Source organism: Acinetobacter sp. HA (genome assembly GCF_000264725.1).
Classification (GTDB): Bacteria; Pseudomonadota; Gammaproteobacteria; order Pseudomonadales; family Moraxellaceae; genus Acinetobacter; species Acinetobacter schindleri.
This window is the reverse complement of the sequence record NZ_AJXD01000017.1, coordinates 49,617-74,906: the sequence shown is the minus strand read 5'-3', so window position 1 is coordinate 74,906 and position 25,290 is coordinate 49,617. Positions and strand designations below refer to the sequence as shown.

Below are 25,290 nucleotides of genomic sequence, written 5' to 3'. Positions count from 1 at the left end.
AATAAATATGAAAAAAATTCTAATGCTTGCCGGCTTTTCTGTTTTCCATATCGCTTCTGTTCAGGCTGCAAACTATTCAGGGAAAATGCCCTATCAATGTCTGGCTTCCACACAAACCAATACAATTCTAATGATCAGTGTCGCCAATTCTGAACCTGACCAGATTCAGGATGTGATGTATTTTCCACATTTAAAGCAGATTGATTTATCGTACGATTCTGCTATGGGTGTGGGGAACCCACCCTCTCTCATACATTATAATTACTTTGAAATGCTCAGAGAAAAACAAACAGGTGAATATACGTTTGCTGTAAATAAAGACAATAAAATTCTTTTTGCCGTGTATACCAGCCCACAACTGAATATGCCAATCTCGTTTGGAATACAGCTAAATCTGGCAAGAAAGGAAGCACTGAATCGCAAGCTAGCCAATCAGTTGCGTGCATGTATTTAAGCCTATGTACATTTTCATGCACAAGGCTGCATTGAAAAGCACATTAATATGGAATTAAGTATCTCCAAGCCAGGAACCATTCATTTCAATAATGATTTTAAATATTTTTAATATTAAATAAATCAATATCCTACATTCAATTTATTCTGTATTTCAAAAGTTCAATACATAAAAACAGTTTTGTGCATACTTCTTGCTTTTATTTAAACGTGCAGATTACACAACTATATCTACAATAAAAAATGAGGTGAACTATGTATCTTAAAGAACATATCGTACGTGTTGAAAACATCAAGACCCTGCAAGCACTCGATCAAGCCAATATTGACCATAAAGTAATTGCACTGTTTATGAGCTGTGAGGGCATCAAGATGCAAGCCTATGAAGTGGGTGCTATTCTGAACAGCTATAATGCACTTGGTTCCAAAAAGGTTCAGCCTAAAAAAGTCCAAGCTTTAATTAATGCCAAACATCTGGGTGAAGAGGACGAAACCCTGCCTTGCCCAGTCTAAAGACCATTTTCAACAATGCAAGAAGGCCACTTAAGTAGTCTTCTTGCATTCCTGATTATCAGCTCATGATGAAAACTTTAGCCTGAACCACACTTGCCCAAGCTGCACTGTGTATAATGATTTTCCTTCTTCATTTTACGATTGCTAGTTGATATGACGCTTAATGTTTTGCAGAAACAGCTTGATGAAAGTACCGCATGTCCCTTGTGTCAGGCAGCAATGTACTGGGTCGAAGCAGAACAATTTGATCAGGAACTGAATTATCACGAATGCAGTCACTGTCATCATCAGCTTTATCCTGACCAAAAACATAATTGCTTCTGTGAAAAATGTCTGGCCAATCGTAGACGTCAAATGAAGGAAACACGTCTGCAGGAAAATCGCCAGCATCAAAGTAAAAAAGATGTACATCAATATGAATTAGGCCAGCTCAGCTTTTTAAACAAGTTATTTCTGCTGGCAATTCTGGATGATCATGTACATGAGCACAGCCAGCACGCTGAATATATAGACTGGGATCAGATCAAATATCACAACATCAGTCCAAATTATCTGATGCAAAATGCTTTGGTTAAACGCCTCAGCAAGGAAAATATTCTGAGTCTGAAAGACTTTAATGCCGATCAGCAGCACTATTATATTAATGTGCGTCTGGATGGTTATTCAGAGCCGAGCCTGTTCAGCATTACCCAGCAATTACGCCATTGGTTCTTTGAGAACTTAAGCAAAGGCGTGCCTTTTAAAAGTGCAGATGAAGTTAAAGAAACCCTATATTTTCTGCTGTATCAGGAAGTGATTCAATTTGCCCAGTTTTATTGTCGTAGCTGGGGCATTCAGATTGCGGGTAATAAAAGTTTTCAGACTTTCTGCTACCGCATGCTGGATGTATTGGCAGTCGGCCAGATTTATTATCTAGTACAAACGGCGCTGGAATACTTATACAAACAAAAAGCCTTGCAAGCCCGCAATGAAAATTTCATCAATACTAATTTGCTGAAAAAAACCCTGCAGCAGTACCGTGAACGTGCCATCAACGAAAAATGGGAAACCTCTACCCTGCCGCGTCCACCACAATTGCCTTTAAGCAAAATGAGTGCAATTCTGTTCTTTCATTTTCTTGGCTATAATGAAAATATTTTCTTCCAGCCAATCTGGCGTTCATGGCAGCAGATTGAGCCTCGTTTAAAATTCTATTCCAATAAACGCTGTATGCATTGTGGGTCCGAGGAACTGACCGTGGATTATGATGCCACGGACTATGTCAGTCTCTGCTGCCGCAACTGCAAACATCAAGACCATTATTTTACCCGCTGATGGATTCAGCCAGACGCACTGTGAATATCAATATGAATACCAATCTTTCTCAACTGCACCATGACATTCTAGAAGGTGTTTGTGATGCCTGGACAGCATTACAACAACAGCAACCCTTAGTGCATATCATGACCAATGCTGTTGCCAGTAATTATGTAGCGAATGTTCTACTGGCTGCGAATGCTGCACCTGCCATGATTGACAATCCTTTTGAAGCTGAAAATTTTGCCCGAATTGCAGCAGCCGTCAGTTTGAATCTAGGAACACCAACATCTGAACAAGTTCAGGCCATGCTGATTGCTGCACAGACTGCGAATGCGATTAAAAAACCCTGGGTGCTGGATCCCGTTGGTTATGGTTCAATTCTGCACTGGCGCTCAGAAGTGACTGACCAATTAATGGCATTTCAGCCAACTATTGTACGTGGCAATGCCTCCGAGATCGGTACTCTGGCAGGCAAACAGGTTACAGGCAAAGGTGTAGGTACGACATTAGACAGCTCAGAAGTCTATCAACAAGCTAAATCATTGCTGGCACAATGCCAGTGCATCGCCATTTCCGGAGAATCAGATTACATCATCTCCCAGGATTATCCTGTGATTAAGGTGATGGGCGGCTCAGAATTACAGCCACGTGTGACTGCAACAGGTTGTGCCTTGGGTGCATTGATTGCAGCTTATAGTGCTGTGGCTAACCCAGTAATTGCGGCAACTGCTGCACATCTGCATTTCGCGATTGCCGGTAAAAGGGCTGCTGAAATTACCTCTACACTGGGCAGCTTTAATGTTGTCTTTATCGATCAGATTCATCTGTTGAATCCTGAAATTATTCAACAATATGCTGATTTTGAGCTGCTTTGATTTATTATCATTAAGGAAAGCTGTGTCTAGTGCACAGATTTCCCGAAAGCCAGATTCATAATTGTTTCAGAAATTGTTTTGAAATCTAAGCGGCAAACACACATCAATCCTTTCCCATCAAAATAGTCTGGCACGTGCTGCATAAAGAACTGGTAATGAACATCACTGCGTTTGCGCAGTCGAATCAACTGATCTGGCGTGACTTTAGGCATCAGTGCCGGTGCAACATAAATACCCTGCCCACGTTTATCTACCTGAGACTTGTATCTGTGCATCAGCTCAAGTACGGATTGATGAGCAGTCGGCATGGTGTAACCTTTTCTTGGATAGAAATAACGACTACGTGAGGCAAACAAGGTATAGACCTTCGGTTGCATCAAGGTGGTGACAAACCAAAGTGGAATGGCCGGATAACGTAAACGATAGCGCAAAGCCACACGAATGGCAGTCTTTAAAGTCAGATTACTACGACGATACTGTTCCAGTACTCCGGCACGTGAAGTCACCACAAAAATAGGTTTGTCCTGCAGCTGCAATTTGAGAATTGGCATAATATTCTGGCCAATCAGCTGCTCTCCGACGAAATACTGTATGACTGGTACAGAGACTGCTTCTGGATCATGTACATATTGATATAGCTGTTCAACAGACGCAAAGGGAAAAATGAGTTGATCAAATTCCAGCATCTGCTGAAAAAAATCATGTTTCTGCTGGGCTGGCAAAGTTGCAAAATCAATGATGGTTTCTCTGATTTTCATGTATGTCATCCATTGAAGCGGCAGGCAGATCAGTTAATTCATGATACTTTTCTACTGATTCCGAGCTAAAAGCGTGTGATTAGTAAATCTTCTGATTTGGCAGATTAGCATAGGATTTTTAAGTTCTTATACACAATATCAGACTTATCATTTACCAAATAGTTCACTATAAATTTAAGTTATTGAATTTAATAGTTATTATATATAAATTATGAGACATGTATCAAGCTTTTATTTAATTATGTATTTTTAACCTCGATTTTTTTGAAGAAAATAAGCAATTTTTATAGTTTTTAGCTGACTGACTAATTTCCAAGCTTAAAATTATTCTACTGTCTGTATCACAGTATTTAGGCATAAAAAAGCCAGCAAGTAACTACTTGCTGGCTTTTCCTAGATAAACCAGTTTAAGTCAGAACATCAAACTTAACCTTGGTAATGGATATTCACCGACTTAATACGATTGTTTTCCATTTCAGTCACTTGGAAAGTAACCTGTTGATGCTCCAGTGTTGTACCAACTTCTACATGACCATTGGTTTTATCCAGAATCAGACCTGCAACACTGATATAACCAGCATCTTCTTCAATTAGATCCAGCATACCTAGCTCTAGTTCCAGCTGATACAAATCCAGCATGCCTGAAGCAATCCAATGCGTATCATCCACACGAACTAAATCCAGCTGTTCGTCTGCATCCGGGAATTCCCCTGCAATCGCTTCAAATACATCTAGTGGTGAAATCAGACCCTGTACATGACCAAACTCATCACTCACCAGAACCAAAGAACCTTTAGAAGTCCGCAAGGTATTAATTGCATCAATAACCTTCATATTTTCAAAGATAAAGATAGGACGATGACGCTTAATCAGTGCTTTTAACGCTTCTGGTTCTTCCAATACATCCAGCAATTCTTTGGCACGAACAACGCTGATCACCTTATCCAGACTGCCACGACAGACTGGAAACAGACTATGTGGTACCGACAAGATTTTTTCACGAATCTGCTCTGGGCTATCATCAAGATTTACCCAAGAAATATGGCCCCGCGGTGTCATAATAGATGCTACAGAACGTTCCGCTAAAGTGAGCACGCCACCAATCATATAGCGCTCTTCATCTGCAAAGGTTTCTTGTGCTTCAGCATTCATATCTGGACTGCTGGTTTCTACTCGGCCGCCCATCAATTTTAAAATCGAGTCGGCAGTACGATGACGTAATGGAATTTTTGCTTCATGTTTTGCAACATTGCGCTGACCAAACTGGTTAAACGCCTCAATAGCAATAGCAACACCAATACCTGAATAGATATAGCCTTTTGGAATATGGAAGCCAAAACCTTCTGCAATCAAGCTGATACCAATTAACAGTAAGAAGCTTAAACATAAAATTACCACTGTTGGATGACGGTTTACGAAAGCAGTCAATGGCTTAGATGCAAGTAACATCACCAACATTGCGACAACCATTGCCACCATCATCACATAGATGTTGTCGACCATACCAATTGCGGTAATGACTGAGTCTAAAGAAAAAACTGCATCTAAAATAATAATTTGCACTACAACTGCGGTAAAGCTTGCATAAACTACATTTGTCGTGACTTTGACTTCGGGTTTACCTTCCATCTTCTCATGTAGTTCTCCTACTGCCTTATAGACAAGGAATAAACCGCCTCCCAAAAGGATGAGGTCACGTCCTGAGAAGGTTTTTTCAAATATGGTAATTAACGGTTCGGTTAAAGTAACCAACCAAGAGATTGCAAATAACAATCCTAAACGCATAAGTAACGCTAAAGATAAACCAATAACACGGGCTTTATCACGCTGTTCTGGGGGTAATTTTTCTGCAAGAATTGCAATAAAGACTAGGTTATCAATACCTAATACGATTTCTAGAATAATAAGCGTAATCAAACCAACCCATATCCCCGGATCTAATAAAAACTCCATTAGTTCATATCTCCGAGATAGTTAGCTGAAATCGAAATATAAAGTAGACCTGCGCACGGCGACGGATCCATAAAAGTAACCTTTTTGACTTAAGACTCTCTTATTATGCACAAAGCTTTTAATTTGTAATGGTCTTTTTATATTAATTCCGTAAATACTTGTTTATATAGAAGTCTATACAAACTGGTTAATGATTAATAGCCAAGATTGTTCTTCAGTGCTTCACTTAACCCCTGTCGTCGTATTAGTTTAGCTGATATGCGAAAAAAAGCGTTGCTTTCCAAGTCACTCATCAGTTTTCGTAAACAATCACCCTATCATCATCAATATCAGTACCAGCTTTTCTCAGATATATCCCTAAATAGAGATAATGCTTAGAGATATTTTCATAAATAGTTTTAGTAACGAATTTCTTCATATCATCGGAATGAAGAATGACTTAATAAAGACGCCACTATCCTCCAATCACTGATCTTTCCCACGCTTTCCTTATTTTATTTTAAAAATTAAAGTGACATTCATCGGGTTAAATACACCTTCAAGTTTAAATCTTACTACTAAATCTTTCTTTCCTATAATTTTATTTATAATTGGATCAAAATTCATAACAAATTTCCCGATGTATGGCAGAAGTGAATAGGTAACAGATGAGTTAAAAATAGGTAAACTTAGGTCTTTCTCGACCAGCCGGTAATTTGTGTCAATTATTAGCATTATTAAAAACATTGATTCACATTTTGTCGCATTTTTTAAAAATAATGGTTGAAACTTATATAAACATTTTCATAGAATGTAACTGCCTTACAAAAATAAATACAAGGAATCTACCATGACTAAAAAGTATGCGAAGTTTTTACCTTCAACAGAAGAATTTACTTTAGAAAATTTTCCCTACTATTGGGTTACTCAAGTCCACGCACAATATGTTTTAAATGTTGACCACGCGCTCAAGAAATATGGCGTTGACAATTCACGTCGCCGTATTCTGCTTGCCTTAAAAGCGAAACCACATGCGAGCGTGTCTGATCTTTCTGAGATGGTGGTTTCTAAAATGTCGACCACCACAAAAATCGTCTATCGTCTTAAAGACGAAGGCCTGGTTAATACTTATTCTTGTGAAGACGATGCACGTATTACGCGTGTGGTTCTTACAGAAAAAGGACATGAGATGTTCCATAAGATTAATGACCTGACTAACATTGTTCTGGAACAGTCATTTGAAGGCCTAACACCACTTCAAATCGAAAAAACCATGGAAAGTTTACGTCACATCTTCAAAAACCTTGCGCGCTGATCTAAAAACTATAAAAAACTGATCAGGCACTAGCGTGACTTAAGCAGAAAGATGAATTCATAGACTAGCTTTATCTTTCTGCTTCTTCAGAAATCATTCAAAAAAATTCATTTGGGGACTGAATTTTTTGATCACCTCCTTGGGTACATGTGAACACTCAAACTCTTCTACGGGAAATCCCTCAACAAAAGACTGTATATTCGATGATTTCAGATTTAGCCATTCATCCATACGCTGATGTGGAATCACAATAACAGAACGCTTGATATTTCCCGGTTCATGGAAATCCTTCATCATAGGATGATCAATTGCGTCCATGGTAATCATAGTGCTTGAACGTACGATCTCATCCTGCACACGTGCAATTTCATATAGGGCAGCAATATAAAATGCTTTCCCATCCTTACGTCTTACACCCCAGCGCTGTGGCTTATTATCAAAATATTTAGACTCATAAAACTCTGTTACCGGGATTACGCCAAATTTACATTTCGCTGTTGCCTCGGCAAAACTAGGCTTCTGCAGCAAGGTTTCGTTACGAGCATTATAGGTGCGAGTTCCGATGGTTTTATCCTCAGCCCATTTTGGAATCAAACCAAAATTCACCGAGCGCCATTCCAAACCAAATTCTGACTTGAATAACAAAGGCAGCTGATAATTGGGATAGACTTCTTCCGGATATTCAAACGGAATTTCAGGAAGATTAAGGTCATGCAGTTGCTGTAAGGTGAGCGGTTTAAAGTTAGCGCACATAAAATCTTTAAAAACAAAAGGGGCTGTAGTAGATTAGCTTTGTGATAGTCTAATTTTATGAAGATAACTAGATGTAAATTAAATAAAAAAACTCAAAGAAAGCTATTGGAGTTTTTTATTGCTGAAGTAACTGCTAGAACTGCTGCTGATTTACTTGGGATACAACCCAATTCTGCAGCATTGTTCTATAAGAAAATTCGTCAAGTCATTATGTTTCATCTTGACCAAGATGCCATTGAAAGATTTGAAGGGCTTATCGAACTTGATGAAAGCTATTTTGGTGGTTCTCGTAAAGGTAAACGTGGTCGGGGAGCTGCAGGTAAGGTGATCGTGTTTGGCTTACTAAAGCGACACGGGAAAGTGTATACCATCATTGTTCCTGATACCAAATCAATAACACTAATGCCTGTAATCACAAAGAAAATTACTCCTGATAGTATTGTTTATACTGATCATTGGCACAGTTACAATGCACTCGATGTTGCAGGTTTTAGCCATTATAGAATCAATCATTCAAGCCATTTTGCTGACGGTCAAAATCATATCAATGGTATCGAGAATTTTTGGAATCAAGCAAAAAGAATCCTTCGAAAATATAATGGTATTGACCGAAATGCCTTTCCATTGTTTATTAAAGAATGTGAATTTCGATTTAACTATGGCAGCCCAAAACAACAGCTTAAAACTCTGTTAAATTGGACTGGAATTTAATCTTATCTACTACAGCCCCAAACAAAAAATCACCGAAATATTATAATACTTCGGTGATCACAGACCTGTGTGTTTTTGCTAACAGGACTATTGTTTTGGCAAGGTCATCCAATGTGTACGGGTAAATTCCTCAAAGATCCAACGTCCATTAAAACGCCCCAGACCTGAGTTTTTCTCCCCACCAAATGGTGCATTCGGTTGGTCTGCAACCGTAATTCCATTAATGTGCGTCATACCCGCATCTATTTGAGCAGCAAAACGTTCACCACGTTCAATATTTGAGGTACAGATTGCGCTGGAAAGCCCAAAGCGAGAGTTATTTGCCAAATTCAGTGCATGTTCTTCATCATCTGCTTTTAGGATCGGTAGAATCGGACCAAAACTTTCTTCCTGAGCGATTTCAAAGTAAGGATCGACATGAGTAAAGATATGCGGTGCCACTACATTTCCTTCTATACCGCCTTCATAGACCAGCTGTGCATCTAGTTGTTTAGCATGTTCGATAATCTTACAATGCTTTTCAACTTGGCTCTGATTAATAATTGGTCCAATGATGGTTTCTGGCAAATTTGGATCACCAACAGGGATGGTTTTCACGCGCTCTATCAGTTTATCTACATAAGCATCATGCAGGCTCTGATCAACAATGACCCGATTGGTGCTCATACAGATCTGTCCTTGATGCATAAAGCGTCCCATAACAGTAAGTTCTACTGCCAGATCCAGATCCGCATCATCCAGAATTACCAGTGGTGCATTACCACCCAATTCCAGTGCAAGACGTTTCATACGCGAACTTGACAGTGCTTTACTTCCCACACCCTGCCCAACTTCAGTTGAACCGGTAAATGAAATCATTTTTGGAATAGGATGTTCGACAAAATAATCACCGATTTCTTTACCAGCACCGACTACCACATTAAGGACGCCATGTGGTGTACCCGCTTCTTCAAATAATTTTCCAAGCAGTGTTCCACCCGTGACTGGCGTATCGCTGGCCGGCTTGAGTACCACCGTATTTCCGCAAGCGATTGCGGTAATGACTGAACGCATGGATAAATGAAAAGGGAAATTCCAAGGGCTAATTACTGCAATCACACCAAGCGGTTTACGTATCACAATACTTTTACGTGCAGGATCTCGACTTTCCAGCTCTTCTGGCTGGATTAGATCCGGAAATTTAGCACTTTCCTGAATGATTCCCAGCGATGCATCTACTTCAAGATTTGCCTTAAAGCGCGTACTACCAGATTCCTGGATCAACCAGTCTACAATCTCTTCACGGCGTCGCTGAATGATATTGGCCAGGTTTTGGATCAGCCCTTTACGCACCTGAACCGAAGTTAAGGCACCTTGCTCAAACGCTGCAAGCGCTGCCTGATAAGCACTATCTACATCTTCAGTACTTGCTGCCTGCAAGGTAAAAATTTCCTGTTGAGTATAGGGATTAAAATTTTGAATCGTGTGGATCGAGCCGCCTTGCTGCCATTGCCCGCCAATAAATTGTTGATCTAGATTTTGATAGGCTGTCATTTCCATCCCTACAACTTGTGAATTTTTCTCTACTTTATCAGAACAATTTTATAGATCAGAGCTGAGCGACGAATTGTTACGCTTTTATCGACAAATTTATATGTTCTCTATTTTTAATAACTGATTCATTTTAGACAGCCAACAAAAAAGCCTCCGAAGAGGCTTTTTTAGATCAGACAGGATTAGTCACCTGTATAACCTTTCAATTTTAAACGCGCTGCATGAAGTAAAGGCTCTGTATAACCTGCAGGTTGCTCACCACCCTTGAAAATCAGGTCAGAAGCAGCCTGGAATGCAATATTGTTATCAAAGTCAGCCGCCATTGGCGTGTAGAATGGATCATTGGCATTTTGCTCATCCACAATTTTTGCCATACGCTGCATCACTTCTTCAACCTGTTCACGAGTTACGATACCGTGACGCAACCAGTTTGCAACGTGTTGAGAAGAGATACGTAAAGTTGCACGGTCTTCCATCAAACCTACATCGTTGATATCAGGCACTTTTGAACAACCCACACCCAGATCAACCCAACGAACCACATAACCCAGGATACCCTGACAGTTATTTTCCAGTTCTTTCAGTTTCTCTTCTTCTGTCCAGTTGGTGTTAGCTGCCAATGGTGGTGTTAACAAGTCATCAAGAGGCAATGCTTCAGTTGCAAGTAATTCTTGCTGACGGTTTGCCACATTAATTTGATGGTAGTGAATCGCGTGAATCACTGCGCCTGTTGGAGACGGTACCCATGCACAGCTTGCGCCTGCTTCTGGATGCTCAGTTTTGGTTTTGTACATGTCTAATAGCATATCCGGTTTCGGCCACATACCTTTACCAATCTGTGCTTTACCACGCAAACCTGTTTGCAAACCGATCATTACGTTACGGTTTTCATAAGCCGGGAACCATTTTTGACCTTTGATTTCACCCTTACGAACGAATGGACCTGCTTCCATGAAGGTATGGATTTCGTCACCAGTACGGTCCATGAAACCGGTATTAATGAAGATCGTGCGGTCTTTGGCCTGAGCAATACAGTTTTTCAGGTTAACAGAAGTGCGGCGTTCTTCATCCATAATCCCGATTTTCAGGGTTTTTGCAGGTAAGCCAAGCGCTTGTTCAGCACGCTCGAACAGTTCTACTGCAAATGCCACTTCTTCTGGACCATGCATTTTTGGCTTCACGATGTACATCGAACCTTTACGTGAGTTCTTGATCGTGTTTTCACCACGAATGTCAGCAATCGTAAGAAGCGGAGTAACCAATGCATCCATGATGCCTTCATAGATTTCTTCGCCATCTACCAAGATCGCCGGGTTAGTCATCAAGTGACCTACGTTACGAAGTAACATCAATGAACGGCCGTGAACTTTAGTCTCACCACCTTCAAGATTTTTGAAGGTACGGTCAGCATTCAGTTTACGGGTAACTGTCTTACCGTTCTTTTCAATTGACTCTTCAAGCGTACCGCGCATCAAGCCTAACCAGTTACGGTAGCCTTCTACTTTTTCTTCTGCATCAACGGCTGCAACTGAGTCTTCCAAGTCTTGGATTGTCGTTACAGCAGCTTCAAGAACTACGTCTTTTACGCCAGCTGCATCAGTTTGACCAATTGCGCTTGCTGCATCAATTTGGATGATTGCATGTAGACCATTGTTTTTAAGTACAACTTCTGTTGGTGCAGCAGCTTCGCCGTTATAACCGACGAATTTAGATGCATCTGCAACAGTTGTTGTAGAGCCATCTTTTAGCGTTACAACAAGCGCATTTCCTTCAACCGCATATTTGGTTGCATCAGCATGTGAACCATTTGCCAATGGGAAAGTTTCGTCTAAGAAGTTTTTCGCAAATGCGATAACTTTTTCGCCACGTTTTGGATTATAGCCTTTACCCTTTTCTGCGCCATCTTCTTCAGAGATTACGTCAAAACCGTAAAGTGCATCGTATAAAGAACCCCAACGTGCGTTTGCCGCATTTAAGCAGTAACGTGCATTACGTACAGGTACCACTAACTGTGGGCCTGCCAATAGTGCAATTTCTTCATCTACGTTTTCAGTCGTAATTTGAAAATCTTCTACTTCTGGTAGCAAGTAGCCAATTTCAGTCAAGAAAGCTTTGTAAGCTTGTAATTCAAATGTGTTATTGCGGTGCCATTCATCGATTTTCGCCTGAATGTCATCACGCTTAGCCAAAAGTGCTTTGTTTTTAGGGCTAAGATCAACAACGACTTGTTCAAAGTTTTTCCAGTATGTTTCGCTGTCCAAACCAGAACCTGGTAGTGCTTCATTTTCGATAAAATCGTAAAGTTCTTTAGCAATCGCTAACTTGCCTTTTTGAATACGTGCAGTCATTGTCTTTCCTGATATTGCTACTTTTTATACAAGAGATTCTAGTATAACGATTAAAATTTAGCTGAATAGTACTATCACATTCCTAAATAATGATCATTTTATTTAGCGTCACCCTCATGTCCGCTAATATTGATCGGAATGTTTCGTTATCAATTCACTAAATACCCTAATGACAGTGTATAAAGTTTTCGAAATGTAGAAATTAGACTTAAGTTCAGATTTTCGCGCAAAAATCACGCATTTCCATATACATTGTCATTCTTGAAGTCCGATTAAGCCATGAAATGTGCTTATTGTCGATAAACTGCCCAGTAATTTTGCATAAAAAAAAGCGCCGGTTAGCCGACGCTTTTTGAAACTTTATTCAGCATTGCTGGAGGCAATTTTCTCAATCTGGCGATGCTCCGAATGCAAGTATTCATCTGATTGCATTTCCAGCAGACGTGAACGGGTCCGTTCAATCTCGAAAGCCAGTTTTTCACCTTGGTAAATGTCAACGATATTGTCTTCAGAAGTGAGTAGTAATTTCACACCACGGTCATAGAATTCATCTACCAGGTAAATGAAACGGCGTGTACCATCATTCAAGAAGTCGGTCAGGTGCGGCACATTGCTGACCAGCACAGTATTATAGATATTGGCGATTTCAATAAAGTCAGCCGGACTACGCGGTTTCAGGCACAGTTCTGCAAATTCACACCATAATACATCTTCGGTATGTGCCACAGTTTCGACAATACGGTTATTGATGATGATCGGTTCATCAGAATGCTGCTGGGTCTGGGTTAGTGCGCTAAAACGCTGTGCCATCCAGTTTTTATTATCATGCGTTAACGGGAACTTGAATAACTGTGCCTGTTTGAGTACACGCAAACGATAATCCACACCTGCATCGACATTTAGAATTACACAATTCTTTTTTACCAGCTCAATGGTCGGAATAAAACGGTCACGGTGGATGCCATTTTTATATAGGCCATCTGGGGCAATATTCGAGGTCGCGACCAAGGTAATGCCGCGCTCAAACAGTTTCTGAAACAGATCACTAAGGATCATGGCATCGGTTACATTCGATACGAAAAATTCATCAAAACAGATGACCACGGCATCTTTATAAATCTGGTCTGCCACCAAATCTAGCGGATTACGTTGACCAGATAATTTGTTCAGCTCACGATGCACATGCTGCATAAAGTGGTGAAAATGCATGCGGATTTTACGGCGAAATGGAATGGAATCGTAGAACTGATCCATCAGCCAGGTTTTACCACGACCTACACCACCCCACATATACACACCCTTCGGTGAGGTCTGACGGCGAAAACGGCGAAATGCTTTCTTGGAAGCCTTAAAGCGTTGAATTAACTCCACCCAAACACGGTCTAGCTCATGTACTGCAATCGCTTGTGCATCATCCGGCATGAACTGCCCCGAAGACAGTGCCTGTGCATAACGTTCTGCAGGAGATAAGGGGCTAAAGGCGTTGTGCTGATGTGAATTTAAGTCGGACATAAGGTTCATTACTATTGAGATTCATAAAAATTATAGCGAAGATTTAACTTCAAGCCATAACACTTTGGCATTAGCAAACTTAGGCTATTTTACATATTGGCGCGGACTCTGACCAAACCAGCGTTTAAATGCGTGATTAAACGCCGCCGGTTCAGAATATCCTAGCAGTTCTGCAATCATTTCAATTGAATATTGTTTATATTCAATCATTCTTAAGGCTTTATCCTTAATGATATCCTCACGGATCTGCTTATAGCTGGTATTCAGCTGCTGTAGCTGGTGCCGCAAAGTCCGTTCTGGAATATTCAGGGCTTGCGCGGTTTCTGCCATGGTCGGCATTCCTCCACTTTGCAGCTCCAGATAGTCCTGCACCCGTTGGATTAGTGAAGGTGTCTTTTCATCTTCACGCAATCGTTCCAGTTCAGCAATACACTTCCTTTCATACAGCTTGAAGGTCATCTCATCTGCTGAAGGAATCTTGACATTTAACACCGCTTCATCAAACCAGAAAGCGGCCTGATCGGCATTGAACTGTACTTGATGCCCATAATAATCATGGTAAAACTGTAACTGTTTTAACTCTTCCGGCTTTGGAAATGGCAATTCAATCCTTACTTCAGGCACCGAAAGCCCCATCATCTTGTACAGGTCCTGAATAAACTTGTAAGTCCCAGAGATTTCAGCCTGCGCGACCAGCTGACCTAATTGGTCCTGCACATTACTTGGACAATAGCAAAGTGCAATGCGATGCCCAGCCTGCTTGAAACTCATTTCCCCAGTCAGATGGGTTAACTGCTGAAAACGGATACCATGAATTAGTGCATCTCTCACCGTAGGGCTAGTCACCAGTAGCATGAGCAGCGGGCCATATCCTGCCAGTGCATAATGCTGTCCGATCAAGATCCCTTTTTCTGGTGCAACTCCCTCACCTACAACTTTGAGTACATCATATTCCAGACTGGGATGAATGATCGACGTAGGATCGAGGTCATCTATACGCAGCCCGATATTGTCCAGCTTATGCTCCAATGCAATGCCTGCCTTGCGCATCCCCTGAATCAAGTACATCAAACTGAGTATCGATCTCTTCATTGCGATTTGAATTTAATAGGATTGTTCCTGTTTTACTATAAATTTTACAAATTCTCTATTGCCGTTTTGATCAATTTTGTCGTCTTATTAATCATGTTTGATCTTAGAACTTTACAATATTCTAATAAATCTGGATATGCACGGATTGCACAGCATGAATACTACAAAGAAAAATCACATAACCAAAATTGCTATTATTGGTGCAGGTTTTGGCGGAATTGCAATGGCCATTCGTTTGCAACAACAAGGCATTACAGACTTTATAATTCTTGAAAAGTCCAATGATTTTGGCGGTACTTGGCGTGAAAATCAGTATCCAGGTGCAGCCTGTGATGTGCAATCTCACATGTATTCTCTATCTTATGCACCGAAAGCTGACTGGTCAAAAAGATATGCGGAAGCGCCGGAAATCTTTGCCTATATTCAACAACTGGTCAAAGAATTCAATGTTCCTGCATTTACCCGTCTAAATACCGAAGTTAAAGCTGCACATTATGATGAAAAGCGTTGTCGCTGGGCATTAACTTTAAATAAAGATGAACAGCTGGAAGCACAATATGTCATTTTTGCATCCGGCCCTTTGCATGTACCGCAAATTCCGAAGATTAGCGGAATCGAAAAATTTAAAGGTAAAATCTTTCACTCCTCTCAATGGGATCACAGCTATGACCTCACTGGTAAAAATGTCGCTTCGATTGGAACAGGTGGCAGTGCCATTCAGTACATTCCAGAAATCGCTCCACAATGCAAACAGCTCTATGTGATGCAGCGCACTGCAGCCTGGGTGATTCCACGTGATGAGCGGCTGTATCATGATTTGGAAAAGAAGCTTTTTGCACGCTTTGACTGGTTTCGTAAATTACATCGTATTCGTCTGTACTGGTCGAATGAATCCCGTGTCGTCCCTATCGTAAAACCGACCGTGATGAAATATACACAGAAACTGGCTGAAGCTTATATCCGCTATCAGGTCAAAGATAAGGAAGTTGCACAAAAACTGATTCCAGATTACATCATGGGTTGTAAACGGATTCTGGTTTCCAATAAATATTTCCCCACCTTTAATCGGTCTAATGTCGAACTGGTCACTAACACAATTCAGGAACTGACGGAAGACAGTATTATTACTGCAGATGGTAGAAAACGGCCGATTGACTGCCTGATTTATGGCACAGGTTTTATTACTGATCCGCGTATTTATCTGAAAAACTTTGAATGCACTGGTTTAAATGACATCAAGCTCAATGAGGTCTGGAAAGATGGTGCAGAAAGCTATTATGGTATCTGTATCAAGAGTTTCCCGAATTTGTTCCAGCTGCTTGGTCCAAATACTGTGCTGGCGCATAACTCGGTCCTGTTTATGATCGAGTCACAAGTAGAATATATTCTGCAGTTAATCCAGATGGTTGAACGATCGCATACCGAGGCAATCTTGGTCAAAGATGAAGTACATGAGCAGTTTAACGCACAGGTACAACACATGATGGAGAATACTGTCTGGCAATCGGGCTGCGTGAGCTGGTATCAACAGGATGGTGGCAAAAATTTTGCCTTATGGCCCACCTATACCTGGAAATACTGGCTGAAAACCAAGTGGGCTAATCCATCAGATTACCATTTACTGAGTAAAGCCAGTTAAAGCAACAACATATTCGTTAAAGGGATGGCATAATATGGAAAATTTTTATTTTTCCTGATTATGCAATCCTTTTGGCTTATCTTCCAATTACTGTTTTGTCTGGCGATCGGCTTTCTGTGTGCCAGAAAGTTGCCTCAAACTGTTGTTAAAGTATTTTTTGCCGTTCTACCCTATTTTAGTTATGTGCTACTGATCGCGATTGCTTTTGAGTTTTCACAACTTCTCGATGAACTAAAGCATCCTTATCAAATTCTGAATATCTCTCTCAGAATTGCAGCGATCACTTCACTCGGTGCCTTTACCTGTTGTTATCTGCTGTTTAAGTGGGCAGGTTATCAACCTTCCTCAGGACGGGTTTCTACACAACTGGTAATTAAATCACTCATCAATATCAGTTATGCTTTTATTGCGCTCGGTATTGGTTATTTGCTGCATGCAGGTTTAGGTAGCTTAAATATTCAGGCACAAATCAGTACCTGGCATTTACTGCTAGTATTTATGTTCCTGATCGGACTCGATCTTGCCTATTCCCCACTCGACCGCTCATGGCTAAATTGGAAAATTCTGCTGGTACCACTCGGTTGTATTCTCGGTTCACTACTGAGTGTACTGCTCTATGCGATATGGCAATCTGATATCAGACTTCAAGACCTGATTATGCTATCGCAAGGTTATGGCTTCTACTCGATGAGCGGTATTGTGGTAACTGAACTCAGGAATGCTGAATTGGGCAGTATTGCACTGATGACTGATCTGTTTCGGGAAATTTTTGCAATTTTACTGATGTATTGTCTTGGCTGGCGCTATCCACGTGCTGCAATTGCAGCTGCAGGTGCAACATCTATGGATGTCACCTTACCGATGGTAAAACAGGCCTGTGGTAATGATTTTATTCCGCATGCCATGTTGAGCGGCTTTATTTTGTCGGTATTGGCACCGGTGATGGTCAGTGTTTTAGCAGCCATCTAATTCATTAGCTCTCTTTAAATCTCTCCCAAAGGGAGAGAAGCGAAGCTTTTAAAATAATAGAAGAAGCCCCCCTTGGGAAATGAAGAATCTCAAAATATATTTTGAGTTCGCAAAGGTGAGGGAAAATATTGAAGAATCATGTTCAAATACTTAAGCTAATCTCCCAATAGTTCTTCCACTGTATCAACCATCTCTGAAGCCAGCTCTACAATATCAACACCATCAAGACGTGCCATCCAATTCCATGAACTCGCAGAGTTATACTGTTTCTGAAGTGTTTGCTGTTCAAGCTGATCCGCTATTTTTTCCAATTCATGATTTTGTTCCAGTAATTTTTGTTCTCGCGTTTTCATTGTAAATTCCTTTTTTATTTTTATACTGTTTTTTCAATGTATAAAAAAAGCCTTTCGTTTGAAAGGCTTTTTATCGGATTGATAGAATTACAAGGTTGCCAGAATATCTTTTAAAGTCTGACGCATATTTTCAGATTTGGTAATCGGACGACCAATCACCAAATGTGTAGAACCATCCAACATTGCTTGTTTCGGTGTCACAATACGCTTTTGGTCGTCTGCATTTGAGCCTTCCGGACGGATCCCCGGCGTTACCAATGCAAAGTCTGCACCAAGCGTTTCGCGCAGCATTTTTGCTTCTTGCGCAGAACACACCACACCATCTAGACCACTGTCTTTGGTCAAAGCAGCAAGACGTTTCACATGCTCAAAGGGTTCAATATCCAGACCGATATCTTTTAAATCTTCACGGCCCATTGAAGTTAATACCGTTACCGCGATCAGTTGAGTATTATAATTCCCAGCTTTAAGACGCTCAACACAGGTTTCCATCATTTTACGACCGCCAGAAGCATGTACATTCACCATCCATACACCCAAGTCTGCGGCTGCACATACTGCCTGCGCAGTAGTATTTGGAATATCGTGAAATTTCAAATCAAGGAAAACTTCAAAACCTTTATCTTGCAGTGCTTTGACGACTGATGGGCCTTCATGGGTAAATAACTCTTTACCAACTTTTACACGGCAAAGCTCAGGGTCTAATTGCTCAGCAATCGTCAATGCGTCATATTGGCTTTTTGCATCCAAGGCAACGATAATACTCATAACAAGACCCTTTAAATTGACAAAATTAAGGCATTATACGGATTTCAGCTGTATGAACAAATATATAAATTATGAAAACTGTTTCTTAAATCAATTTAAATCTCTTATTTCTAAAACAATTTTTTTAATTAATTTTATTTTTAATGGGTTTATAAAACTTAAAGCATAAAAAAGCACCCTGAGCAAGAATCAGAGTGCTTTAAATATAATCAGGAGAAGTTTAAATAGTCAAAGTTATGACATCACATCCTTATAAAGGTGTCGAAGGTCGATCCTGAGGATGGATATCAACAACTGTCTTTTCATGGCGTGAATGAGCAGCCGCTTCTGCTGCCATCAACTTCGCTGTATTCAGCTGCTCTTTACGCAGGTGGTCTATGTCTTTACGCAATCGCTTAATTTCCCAGCTGTTTTGGAAAACTTTAAATACCTGTACACCTAGCAGTAGGCCAAGAATGACACCCAATGACAGTGTCAACAACAATAATAGGCCTAAACGCATTGCAGGAACCTGAGTAAATAACAGGTCTACAGATAGTTCAGTTCCATTTTGCAATACCAGTGCCAGTGAATACCCAAATACAACGAGTAATAAAACGACGAGTACGTAACGCATAACACGCCCCTTGAATTATTTGTTTGCTGATTCGTTTACAGCATCACGTAGTGCCTTACCTGGTTTGAAGTGTGGAACTGCTTTTGCTGCGACTTCAACAGACTTACCGGTTTTCGGGTTTCGGCCAATACGTGGCTCGCGATGATGCAATGCGAAGCTGCCAAACCCACGAATCTCAATACGGTTGTCTGTCGATAATGCTTCGATCATTTGATCGATCATGATCTTCACAGCTTCTTCAACTAAAGGCTCAGCTAAATGCGGGTTCTTTAGGGAAATACGCTCTATTAAATCAGACTTATTAAGTGCTTCAATAGTCATCTGCGACCTCTTTAATTATCAAGCTACTTGGACTCTCTATGGCGATAATAACCTGTTTAAATACAAAACGGTAGCGCAATAATTAAATACTACGCTACCGTTTACAGTAATCGTTCAGAAAATATTAGTTAACTTACATTAACAATACATTTCCTGTGCTTACTTAGTTGCTCATTTGCGCCTTGATCAGGTCACCAATAGTCTTAGGACCATTTTCTTGACCAGCAGCAGCTGTTTTCAAGTTAGCAACAGCTTCTTTCTCTTCAGCTTCGTCTTTCGCTTTGATAGACAAGTTGATAGAGCGAGATTTACGATCCACATTGATGATCTTAGCTTCAACTTCTTGACCAACTTCAAGGAACTTAGTTGCATCTTCAACGCGGTCGCGGTTGATTTCAGATGCTTTAAGAGTCGCTTCAACTTCGTCAGCTAACTTAACTGTAGCGCCTTTAGCGTCAACAGCAGTTACAGTACCTTTAACAAGTGCACCGCGTTCGTTAGCAGCTAAGAAATCGTTGAATGGATCGCTGTTCAATTGTTTGATACCAAGGCTGATACGGTTGCCTTCAGCGTCTACAGACAAGATAACCGCTTCAACTGTGTCACCTTTCTTGTAACGACGAATCGCTTCTTCGCCTTGTTCGTTCCAAGAAATGTCAGACAAGTGAACTAGACCATCGATACCGCCTGGTAAACCGATGAAGATACCGAAGTCAGTGATAGACTTGATCGTACCAGATACTTTCTCGCCTTTGTCGTGGTTCTTAGCAAACTCTTCCCATGGGTTAGCACGAGTTTGTTTGATACCAAGAGAAATACGACGACGCTCTTCGTCTACTTCAAGAACCATAACGTCAACTTCGTCACCGATCTGAACTACTTTAGATGGGTGGATGTTTTTGTTAGTGTGGTCCATTTCAGACACGTGTACTAGACCTTCAACGCCTTCAGCGATTTCTGCGAAACAGCCGTAGTCAGTTAGGTTAGTTACGCGAGCTTTAACGATAGAACCTTTAGGGTAACGGCTCATGATCGCTAACCATGGATCTTCGCCTAATTGTTTAAGGCCTAAAGATACGCGGTTACGTTCGCGGTCGAATTTAAGTACTTTAACAGTAACTTCTTGACCAACTTCCACAACTTCTGATGGGTGCTTGATACGTTTCCAAGCCATGTCAGTGATGTGAAGAAGACCGTCGATACCGCCAAGGTCAACGAACGCGCCGTAGTCAGTAAGGTTCTTAATCGTACCAGTAACTGTTTGACCTTCTTCAAGCTGAGCAAGAAGCGCTTCACGGTCAGCTGAAGATTCAGCTTCCATAACAGCACGACGTGAAACAACAACGTTGTTACGTTTAGCGTCAAGCTTGATTACTTTGAATTCTAGCTCTTTGCCTTCTAAGTGAGTCGTATCACGAATAGGACGAGTATCAACTAAAGAACCAGGAAGGAACGCACGTACTGGACCGATGTCAACAGTGAAACCGCCTTTAACTTTACCAGAGATAACACCAGTAACGATTTCGCCGTCTTCAAAGATTTTTTCAAGTTTAGTCCAAGTCTCAGCGCGTTTAGCTTTTTCGCGAGAAAGAACAGTTTGACCCATACCGTTGTCAAGTGCTTCAACAACTACGTCTACAGTGTCGCCAACTTGAACTTCAAGTTCGCGTTGTTCATTTAAGAACTCAGCACGGTCAACAACGCCTTCAGATTTAAGGCCAGTGTCAACAGTTACCCAGTCAGAGTCGATGCTTACTACAACGCCTTGGATGACTGCACCCTTTTCAACGTTGAGGTTTAATTCGCTTTCTTCAAAGAGGGCTGCAAAAGATTCGGTCATGATATTTCCGATAAAGTCAGCGGTCTTGGATCAGACAAGGCCGGTTTAGTTAAGCGTCTACATAGTCCCATATAAAACTGATCGAGCTATGCGTCTGCTGAATTTGATAATTCGGTTAATGAGCTAACTGGCTGTCGATATAAGCGGTCATCAGATTAAATACCTCATCGATACCCAGTTCTGAGCTGTCGATGATATAAGCATCTGCTGCCGGCTTGAGTGGAGCGACCGTGCGTTCCATATCTCTTTTATCTCGAGCCTGTATATTAGCTAAAATGTCGCTTATTTTAGCATCCAGCCCCATGCCCTGCAACTGCTTTACTCGTCTGTTCGCACGTGATTCAGCCGATGCGGTCAAATATATCTTGGCTTGGGCATTCGGAAAGATGCTGGTTGCCATGTCACGACCATCTGCCACCAGACCTGGTGCTTGTGCAAAAGCATGCTGGCGGCCCACTAATGCAGCTCTAAGTTCAGGAATTGCGGCAACTTTTGAAGCAAACTCACCAACACGTTCAGTACGGATGGTGTGGGTCACATCCTCACCTTCTAACCATACCTGTATTCCGGTTGCAGTACTTGTAAACTGGATGTCTAAATTTGTAGCAATGTGTACGCATTTTTCCAGTTCACTATCTAATGATTCCAGCAAATCCTGCTGCTGCAATGACAATCCAAGCAAGCGATATAACGCACCTGAATCTAACAGATGGAAACCATAATGTGCTGCAATTTTCGCAGCGAGTGTCCCCTTGCCCGAACCACTTGGTCCATCAATGGTAATAATTTGAACTGTCATTGCTTTTCCATTGTTGTTTAAACAGATTTTGCGAGTTTCGCGAAGCCTAGTTTAATCCCTGCTTTTAGCTGTGCAAGGATTAATTTGCTGACAAAGGGTGCACGAGCCTGCAATTCAATGGTATAGGTCACCAGCGTTTTATCATCTGAAACTGCTTCAAACTCGATAATACCCAAGTGATGTTTCACCAGCGGATTTTTAATAATTTTATATTCAATCCGCGAATTCGGCTCAAGCAGTGTGATCTGTTCCTTTAACGGCTTGATCGGCCCAATGCCCAAGCTACGAATTGACCCCAGACCATCAGGACGTTCAGGATCCGCAGAATCCTTGATACGTTCCACCTGAATCGGGGCAAAGGCTACATTATAAGTTGCGTGTTTAGACAACAGGTCAAACACCTGCGCTAAAGGTGCAGGAAATTCTTTTTTTACTGTATGGCGTTCATCATAAGTCCTGGTTGGGGTTGTTATTTTTAAGGGCTAATATTAAACAGAATTCAGGCCTGATTCTGAGCATTCATTTGCCTTTCTTGTAACTTTAATTGTCTTTTCTGTTCCCGGCGCATTCTAAAGAAATCGCTGAGCTGCCCGGCACACTGAGCTTGCAAGCATCCCGATTCAAACTCAAAAACATGATTGTAGTAGCCAGTCTCAAAGAGCTTACGTGCACTGATCAGTGAGCCTGCTTTCGGCTCTGTAGTACCAAAAACCACGCGGGAAATCCGTGAATGTACCAGTGCTCCTACACACATGGTGCAAGGCTCCAAAGTCACGTAGAGAACTGCATCATCAGGCAGGCGGTAGTTTTGAATGGCCTGACAGGCTTCACGGATGGCCACAATCTCTGCATGTGCGGTAGGGTCATTCAATGAAATTGGAGAGTTGAAGCCTTGACCAATAATCTGGTTATTACTGACAATAATTGCACCCACAGGAATTTCTCCCTGCGCTGCCGCTAATGCAGCCTGCTCGTAGGCAAACTGCATCCATTCTGCATCGGTTTTAATATATTCAGTCATGAATCAGCTGATGACACCATACTGTCTTAATAGCACATTCCAGCTGTCAATTTGAGTAACTGGCGGATTATTGCCAAAGATACCTTTCAGACTCAGGTCAGTACCTTTCTCCCATTCCGGAGATAGATCTTTATCGACCAGACGTGCACGCACACCTTCGACAAAGTCCGGATGACGGATTTTCCAGTCGGAAATCTGGATTTCCAGCTCAAAAACTTCATTCCAGGAATGTACCTGTTTACCCCATTGCCATAATAACCAAGTTAAGGCAGCAGTCGCTGGAGAACCTTTTTGAAGATTTTCACTTGCTTGACGCAACCAGTCGCTGCGCGCATCCTTTAAACCAACAATAGCTTCATAATCATGTTCAAAGTTAACGCCACGGCAGACACTATGAATGACATCAAGTGAATTTTGCAATGGTCCAGGCCCTACAGGACGATGCATACTGTTTAACGTATCATCAATAGCGCGGAAATCTCCCGCCGGATAATGCTCCCAGTCAACATTGACCATTTTGTGCAGAACAGCATCACGCTGCATATCGCAGATATGGGTAGCCCAGCCAATACCATACGCGCCAGCCGCGGTCATGATTGAACCTGTTAAACCGGTAAATAAACCAATTGCACCACGATCTGCCAGGAAACGCGTTGCACCAACGTCTGGATACAGACCGATATTGATTTCAGGCATTGCCAGACGGGAATATGGCGTTACCAGACGGAACGGTGCCGCCATAAATAAACCTAGACCACCACCCATCACATAACCTTCGCCCCATACCAGCACTGGTTTGGCATAGTTATGTAGCAACAGATCTAAAGCATATTCCTGCTCAAAGAATTTGTTCGCAGTTGCAACTTCGTCATTGATGACTAACTGACGCAATTTACGTACATCTCCACCTGCACAGAATGCTTTAGGGGTGGTCGAATCGAACCAGATTGCTTTTACATTGTCATCGTGATGAAAATCTTCAAAAACCTCAAGCAAGGCCGATGCAATGGTTTCATCCAGTGCATGTAGTGATTTCGGACGATTTAATCGAACGATGCGCCATCCATTTTGGGCTTCTTCGACAATCAAATCCGAGTGATATTGTTTTGATACAGGAGAATATGTCATGCGTCCAGCTGCCAATCTATAGGCTCAATGCCATGTTGTTTAAGATAATTGTTTGCTTTGGAAAATACTTTACAACCAAAGAATCCGCCACGGTTTGCCGACAACGGCGACGGGTGTGCGGCTTTAAGTACAAGGTGTTTATTCTGGTCAATGCGTTGTCCTTTACGCTGCGCGTAAGCACCCCAAAGAATAAAGACTACATTTTCACGTTGTTCATTAATGACATCAATTACGTGATCAGTAAATTCTTCCCAGCCACGTTTTTGATGTGAAGTCGGCTGGCCCGCTTCTACGGTTAATACTGCATTCAGGAGCAATACACCTTGCTCTGCCCAATGGGTCAAGTTGCCATGTTTAGGAATAGGCACGCCCAGATCCGAGTGCAACTCATGAAAAATATTACGCAAAGATGGAGGCAATGCAACCCCTTTTTGCACCGAGAAACTTAAGCCATGTGCTTGATTCGGGCCATGATAAGGATCCTGTCCTAAAATCACCACTTTCACCTGATCCAGCGGTGTCGTATTTAGCGCATTAAAAATCAGATGATTCGGTGGATAAATAACTTTGTCTGCTTTTTTTTCTTCAATCAGAAAATTTTTAAGTGCATCCATTTTTGCACCGAGTAAAAAATCACTCAGGCTATATTTCCAGCTTTCATCCAGCTGGACTTTATTCAGTTTTGCAATTTGCTGTTCAGTTAATAAAGACATTTTTTCATCCTAAATTGATGTCATGCAGT

Annotated in this window: 25 protein-coding genes; 8 read left to right on the top strand and 17 right to left on the bottom strand. The window is 41.4% G+C overall.

The annotated features are described in order from the left end of the window. The first annotated feature begins 7 nt into the window (after positions 1-7). The 4 genes from HADU_RS04785 to thiM all read left to right on the top strand — a co-directional run bounded on the left by HADU_RS04785 (position 8) and on the right by thiM (position 3,140). Positions 8-454, top strand: coding sequence for a hypothetical protein (locus HADU_RS04785; protein ID WP_034592308.1), 447 nt, complete (start codon positions 8-10; stop codon positions 452-454). 254 nt (positions 455-708) lie between these two features. Then, complete coding sequence (locus tag HADU_RS04780) at positions 709-966, top strand: hypothetical protein (protein ID WP_004815641.1); 258 nt, start codon at positions 709-711, stop codon at positions 964-966. 153 nt (positions 967-1,119) lie between these two features. Beyond that, positions 1,120-2,280: a hypothetical protein gene (locus HADU_RS04775; RefSeq protein WP_008304040.1), complete on the top strand. Its 1,161-nt coding sequence runs from the start codon at positions 1,120-1,122 to the stop codon at positions 2,278-2,280. Positions 2,281-2,312: 32 nt separating this feature from the next. Further along, positions 2,313-3,140, top strand: a complete 828-nt coding sequence (gene thiM, locus HADU_RS04770; RefSeq protein ID WP_034592323.1) for a hydroxyethylthiazole kinase — start codon at positions 2,313-2,315, stop codon at positions 3,138-3,140. Between the two features lie 26 nt (positions 3,141-3,166). Here thiM and HADU_RS04765 read toward each other — a convergent pair whose 3' ends face one another. Then, positions 3,167-3,898 carry a hypothetical protein gene (locus HADU_RS04765; RefSeq protein WP_008304036.1) on the bottom strand — a complete coding sequence of 244 codons (732 nt, stop codon included), beginning with the start codon at positions 3,896-3,898 and terminating at the stop codon, positions 3,167-3,169. Between the two features lie 426 nt (positions 3,899-4,324). Next, positions 4,325-5,851, bottom strand: coding sequence for a TerC family protein (locus HADU_RS04760; RefSeq protein ID WP_004815632.1), 1,527 nt, complete (start codon positions 5,849-5,851; stop codon positions 4,325-4,327). 829 nt (positions 5,852-6,680) lie between these two features. On the opposite strand from HADU_RS04760, the gene HADU_RS04750 reads away from it, so the two are divergent. Beyond that, complete coding sequence (locus HADU_RS04750; protein WP_004815629.1) at positions 6,681-7,145, top strand: MarR family winged helix-turn-helix transcriptional regulator; 465 nt, start codon at positions 6,681-6,683, stop codon at positions 7,143-7,145. Positions 7,146-7,238: 93 nt separating this feature from the next. Here the strand turns inward: HADU_RS04750 and HADU_RS04745 are convergent, their stop codons facing one another. Further along, the gene (locus HADU_RS04745; protein ID WP_004815626.1) at positions 7,239-7,898 is read right to left on the bottom strand and encodes an SOS response-associated peptidase; all 660 of its coding nucleotides are present in this window, start codon (positions 7,896-7,898) and stop codon (positions 7,239-7,241) included. Positions 7,899-7,955: 57 nt separating this feature from the next. Here HADU_RS04745 and HADU_RS04740 point away from each other — a divergent pair, with 57 nt between their 5' ends. Next, positions 7,956-8,609, top strand: coding sequence for an IS1595 family transposase (locus HADU_RS04740; RefSeq protein WP_008304032.1), 654 nt, complete (start codon positions 7,956-7,958; stop codon positions 8,607-8,609). Between the two features lie 87 nt (positions 8,610-8,696). Here the strand turns inward: HADU_RS04740 and HADU_RS04735 are convergent, their stop codons facing one another. The 4 genes from HADU_RS04735 to HADU_RS04720 all read right to left on the bottom strand — a co-directional run bounded on the left by HADU_RS04735 (position 8,697) and on the right by HADU_RS04720 (position 15,094). After that, a complete protein-coding gene (locus tag HADU_RS04735; protein ID WP_004815625.1) occupies positions 8,697-10,142 on the bottom strand; it encodes an aldehyde dehydrogenase family protein in 1,446 nt (481 codons plus the stop codon). Between the two features lie 182 nt (positions 10,143-10,324). Further along, on the bottom strand, positions 10,325-12,490 hold the full coding sequence (locus HADU_RS04730) for a malate synthase G (protein WP_004815622.1): 2,166 nt from the start codon (positions 12,488-12,490) through the stop codon (positions 10,325-10,327). Positions 12,491-12,850: 360 nt separating this feature from the next. Further along, complete coding sequence (gene zapE / locus HADU_RS04725; protein WP_004815619.1) at positions 12,851-14,002, bottom strand: cell division protein ZapE; 1,152 nt, start codon at positions 14,000-14,002, stop codon at positions 12,851-12,853. Positions 14,003-14,086: 84 nt separating this feature from the next. Further along, a complete protein-coding gene (locus HADU_RS04720) occupies positions 14,087-15,094 on the bottom strand; it encodes a helix-turn-helix domain-containing protein (RefSeq protein WP_008304027.1) in 1,008 nt (335 codons plus the stop codon). A gap of 154 nt (positions 15,095-15,248) precedes the next feature. Here HADU_RS04720 and HADU_RS04715 point away from each other — a divergent pair, with 154 nt between their 5' ends. After that, positions 15,249-16,733, top strand: a complete 1,485-nt coding sequence (locus HADU_RS04715; RefSeq protein ID WP_008304026.1) for a flavin-containing monooxygenase — start codon at positions 15,249-15,251, stop codon at positions 16,731-16,733. 60 nt (positions 16,734-16,793) lie between these two features. Continuing rightward, the gene (locus HADU_RS04710) at positions 16,794-17,702 is read left to right on the top strand and encodes a lysine exporter LysO family protein (RefSeq protein ID WP_008304024.1); all 909 of its coding nucleotides are present in this window, start codon (positions 16,794-16,796) and stop codon (positions 17,700-17,702) included. 155 nt (positions 17,703-17,857) lie between these two features. On the opposite strand, the gene HADU_RS04705 is transcribed toward HADU_RS04710, so the two are convergent. From HADU_RS04705 to ung, 10 genes are all read right to left on the bottom strand, one after another. Then, the gene (locus tag HADU_RS04705; RefSeq protein WP_008304023.1) at positions 17,858-18,055 is read right to left on the bottom strand and encodes a hypothetical protein; all 198 of its coding nucleotides are present in this window, start codon (positions 18,053-18,055) and stop codon (positions 17,858-17,860) included. An 87-nt stretch (positions 18,056-18,142) separates the two neighbouring features. Next, on the bottom strand, positions 18,143-18,823 hold the full coding sequence (gene pyrF, locus HADU_RS04700) for an orotidine-5'-phosphate decarboxylase (protein ID WP_008304021.1): 681 nt from the start codon (positions 18,821-18,823) through the stop codon (positions 18,143-18,145). 250 nt (positions 18,824-19,073) lie between these two features. Then, entirely contained in the window at positions 19,074-19,439 is a 366-nt protein-coding gene (locus HADU_RS04695) for a lipopolysaccharide assembly protein LapA domain-containing protein (RefSeq protein ID WP_004815608.1), read from the bottom strand. Between the two features lie 15 nt (positions 19,440-19,454). After that, positions 19,455-19,760, bottom strand: coding sequence for an integration host factor subunit beta (locus HADU_RS04690; RefSeq protein ID WP_008304017.1), 306 nt, complete (start codon positions 19,758-19,760; stop codon positions 19,455-19,457). A gap of 163 nt (positions 19,761-19,923) precedes the next feature. Further along, positions 19,924-21,600, bottom strand: coding sequence for a 30S ribosomal protein S1 (rpsA, locus tag HADU_RS04685; RefSeq protein WP_004815604.1), 1,677 nt, complete (start codon positions 21,598-21,600; stop codon positions 19,924-19,926). Between the two features lie 115 nt (positions 21,601-21,715). After that, entirely contained in the window at positions 21,716-22,399 is a 684-nt protein-coding gene (gene cmk, locus HADU_RS04680) for a (d)CMP kinase (protein ID WP_004815601.1), read from the bottom strand. Between the two features lie 17 nt (positions 22,400-22,416). Further along, complete coding sequence (locus HADU_RS04675; RefSeq protein WP_034592304.1) at positions 22,417-22,872, bottom strand: SRPBCC family protein; 456 nt, start codon at positions 22,870-22,872, stop codon at positions 22,417-22,419. 26 nt (positions 22,873-22,898) lie between these two features. Further along, on the bottom strand, positions 22,899-23,420 hold the full coding sequence (gene tadA, locus HADU_RS04670; RefSeq protein WP_004815596.1) for a tRNA adenosine(34) deaminase TadA: 522 nt from the start codon (positions 23,418-23,420) through the stop codon (positions 22,899-22,901). A 3-nt stretch (positions 23,421-23,423) separates the two neighbouring features. Further along, positions 23,424-24,548 carry an enoyl-CoA hydratase/isomerase family protein gene (locus HADU_RS04665; RefSeq protein ID WP_008304010.1) on the bottom strand — a complete coding sequence of 375 codons (1,125 nt, stop codon included), beginning with the start codon at positions 24,546-24,548 and terminating at the stop codon, positions 23,424-23,426. Next, a complete protein-coding gene (ung, locus tag HADU_RS04660) occupies positions 24,545-25,261 on the bottom strand; it encodes a uracil-DNA glycosylase (protein WP_005222516.1) in 717 nt (238 codons plus the stop codon). Before ung ends, HADU_RS04665 begins: the two co-directional genes overlap by 4 nt. Between the last annotated feature and the right edge of the window lie 29 nt (positions 25,262-25,290).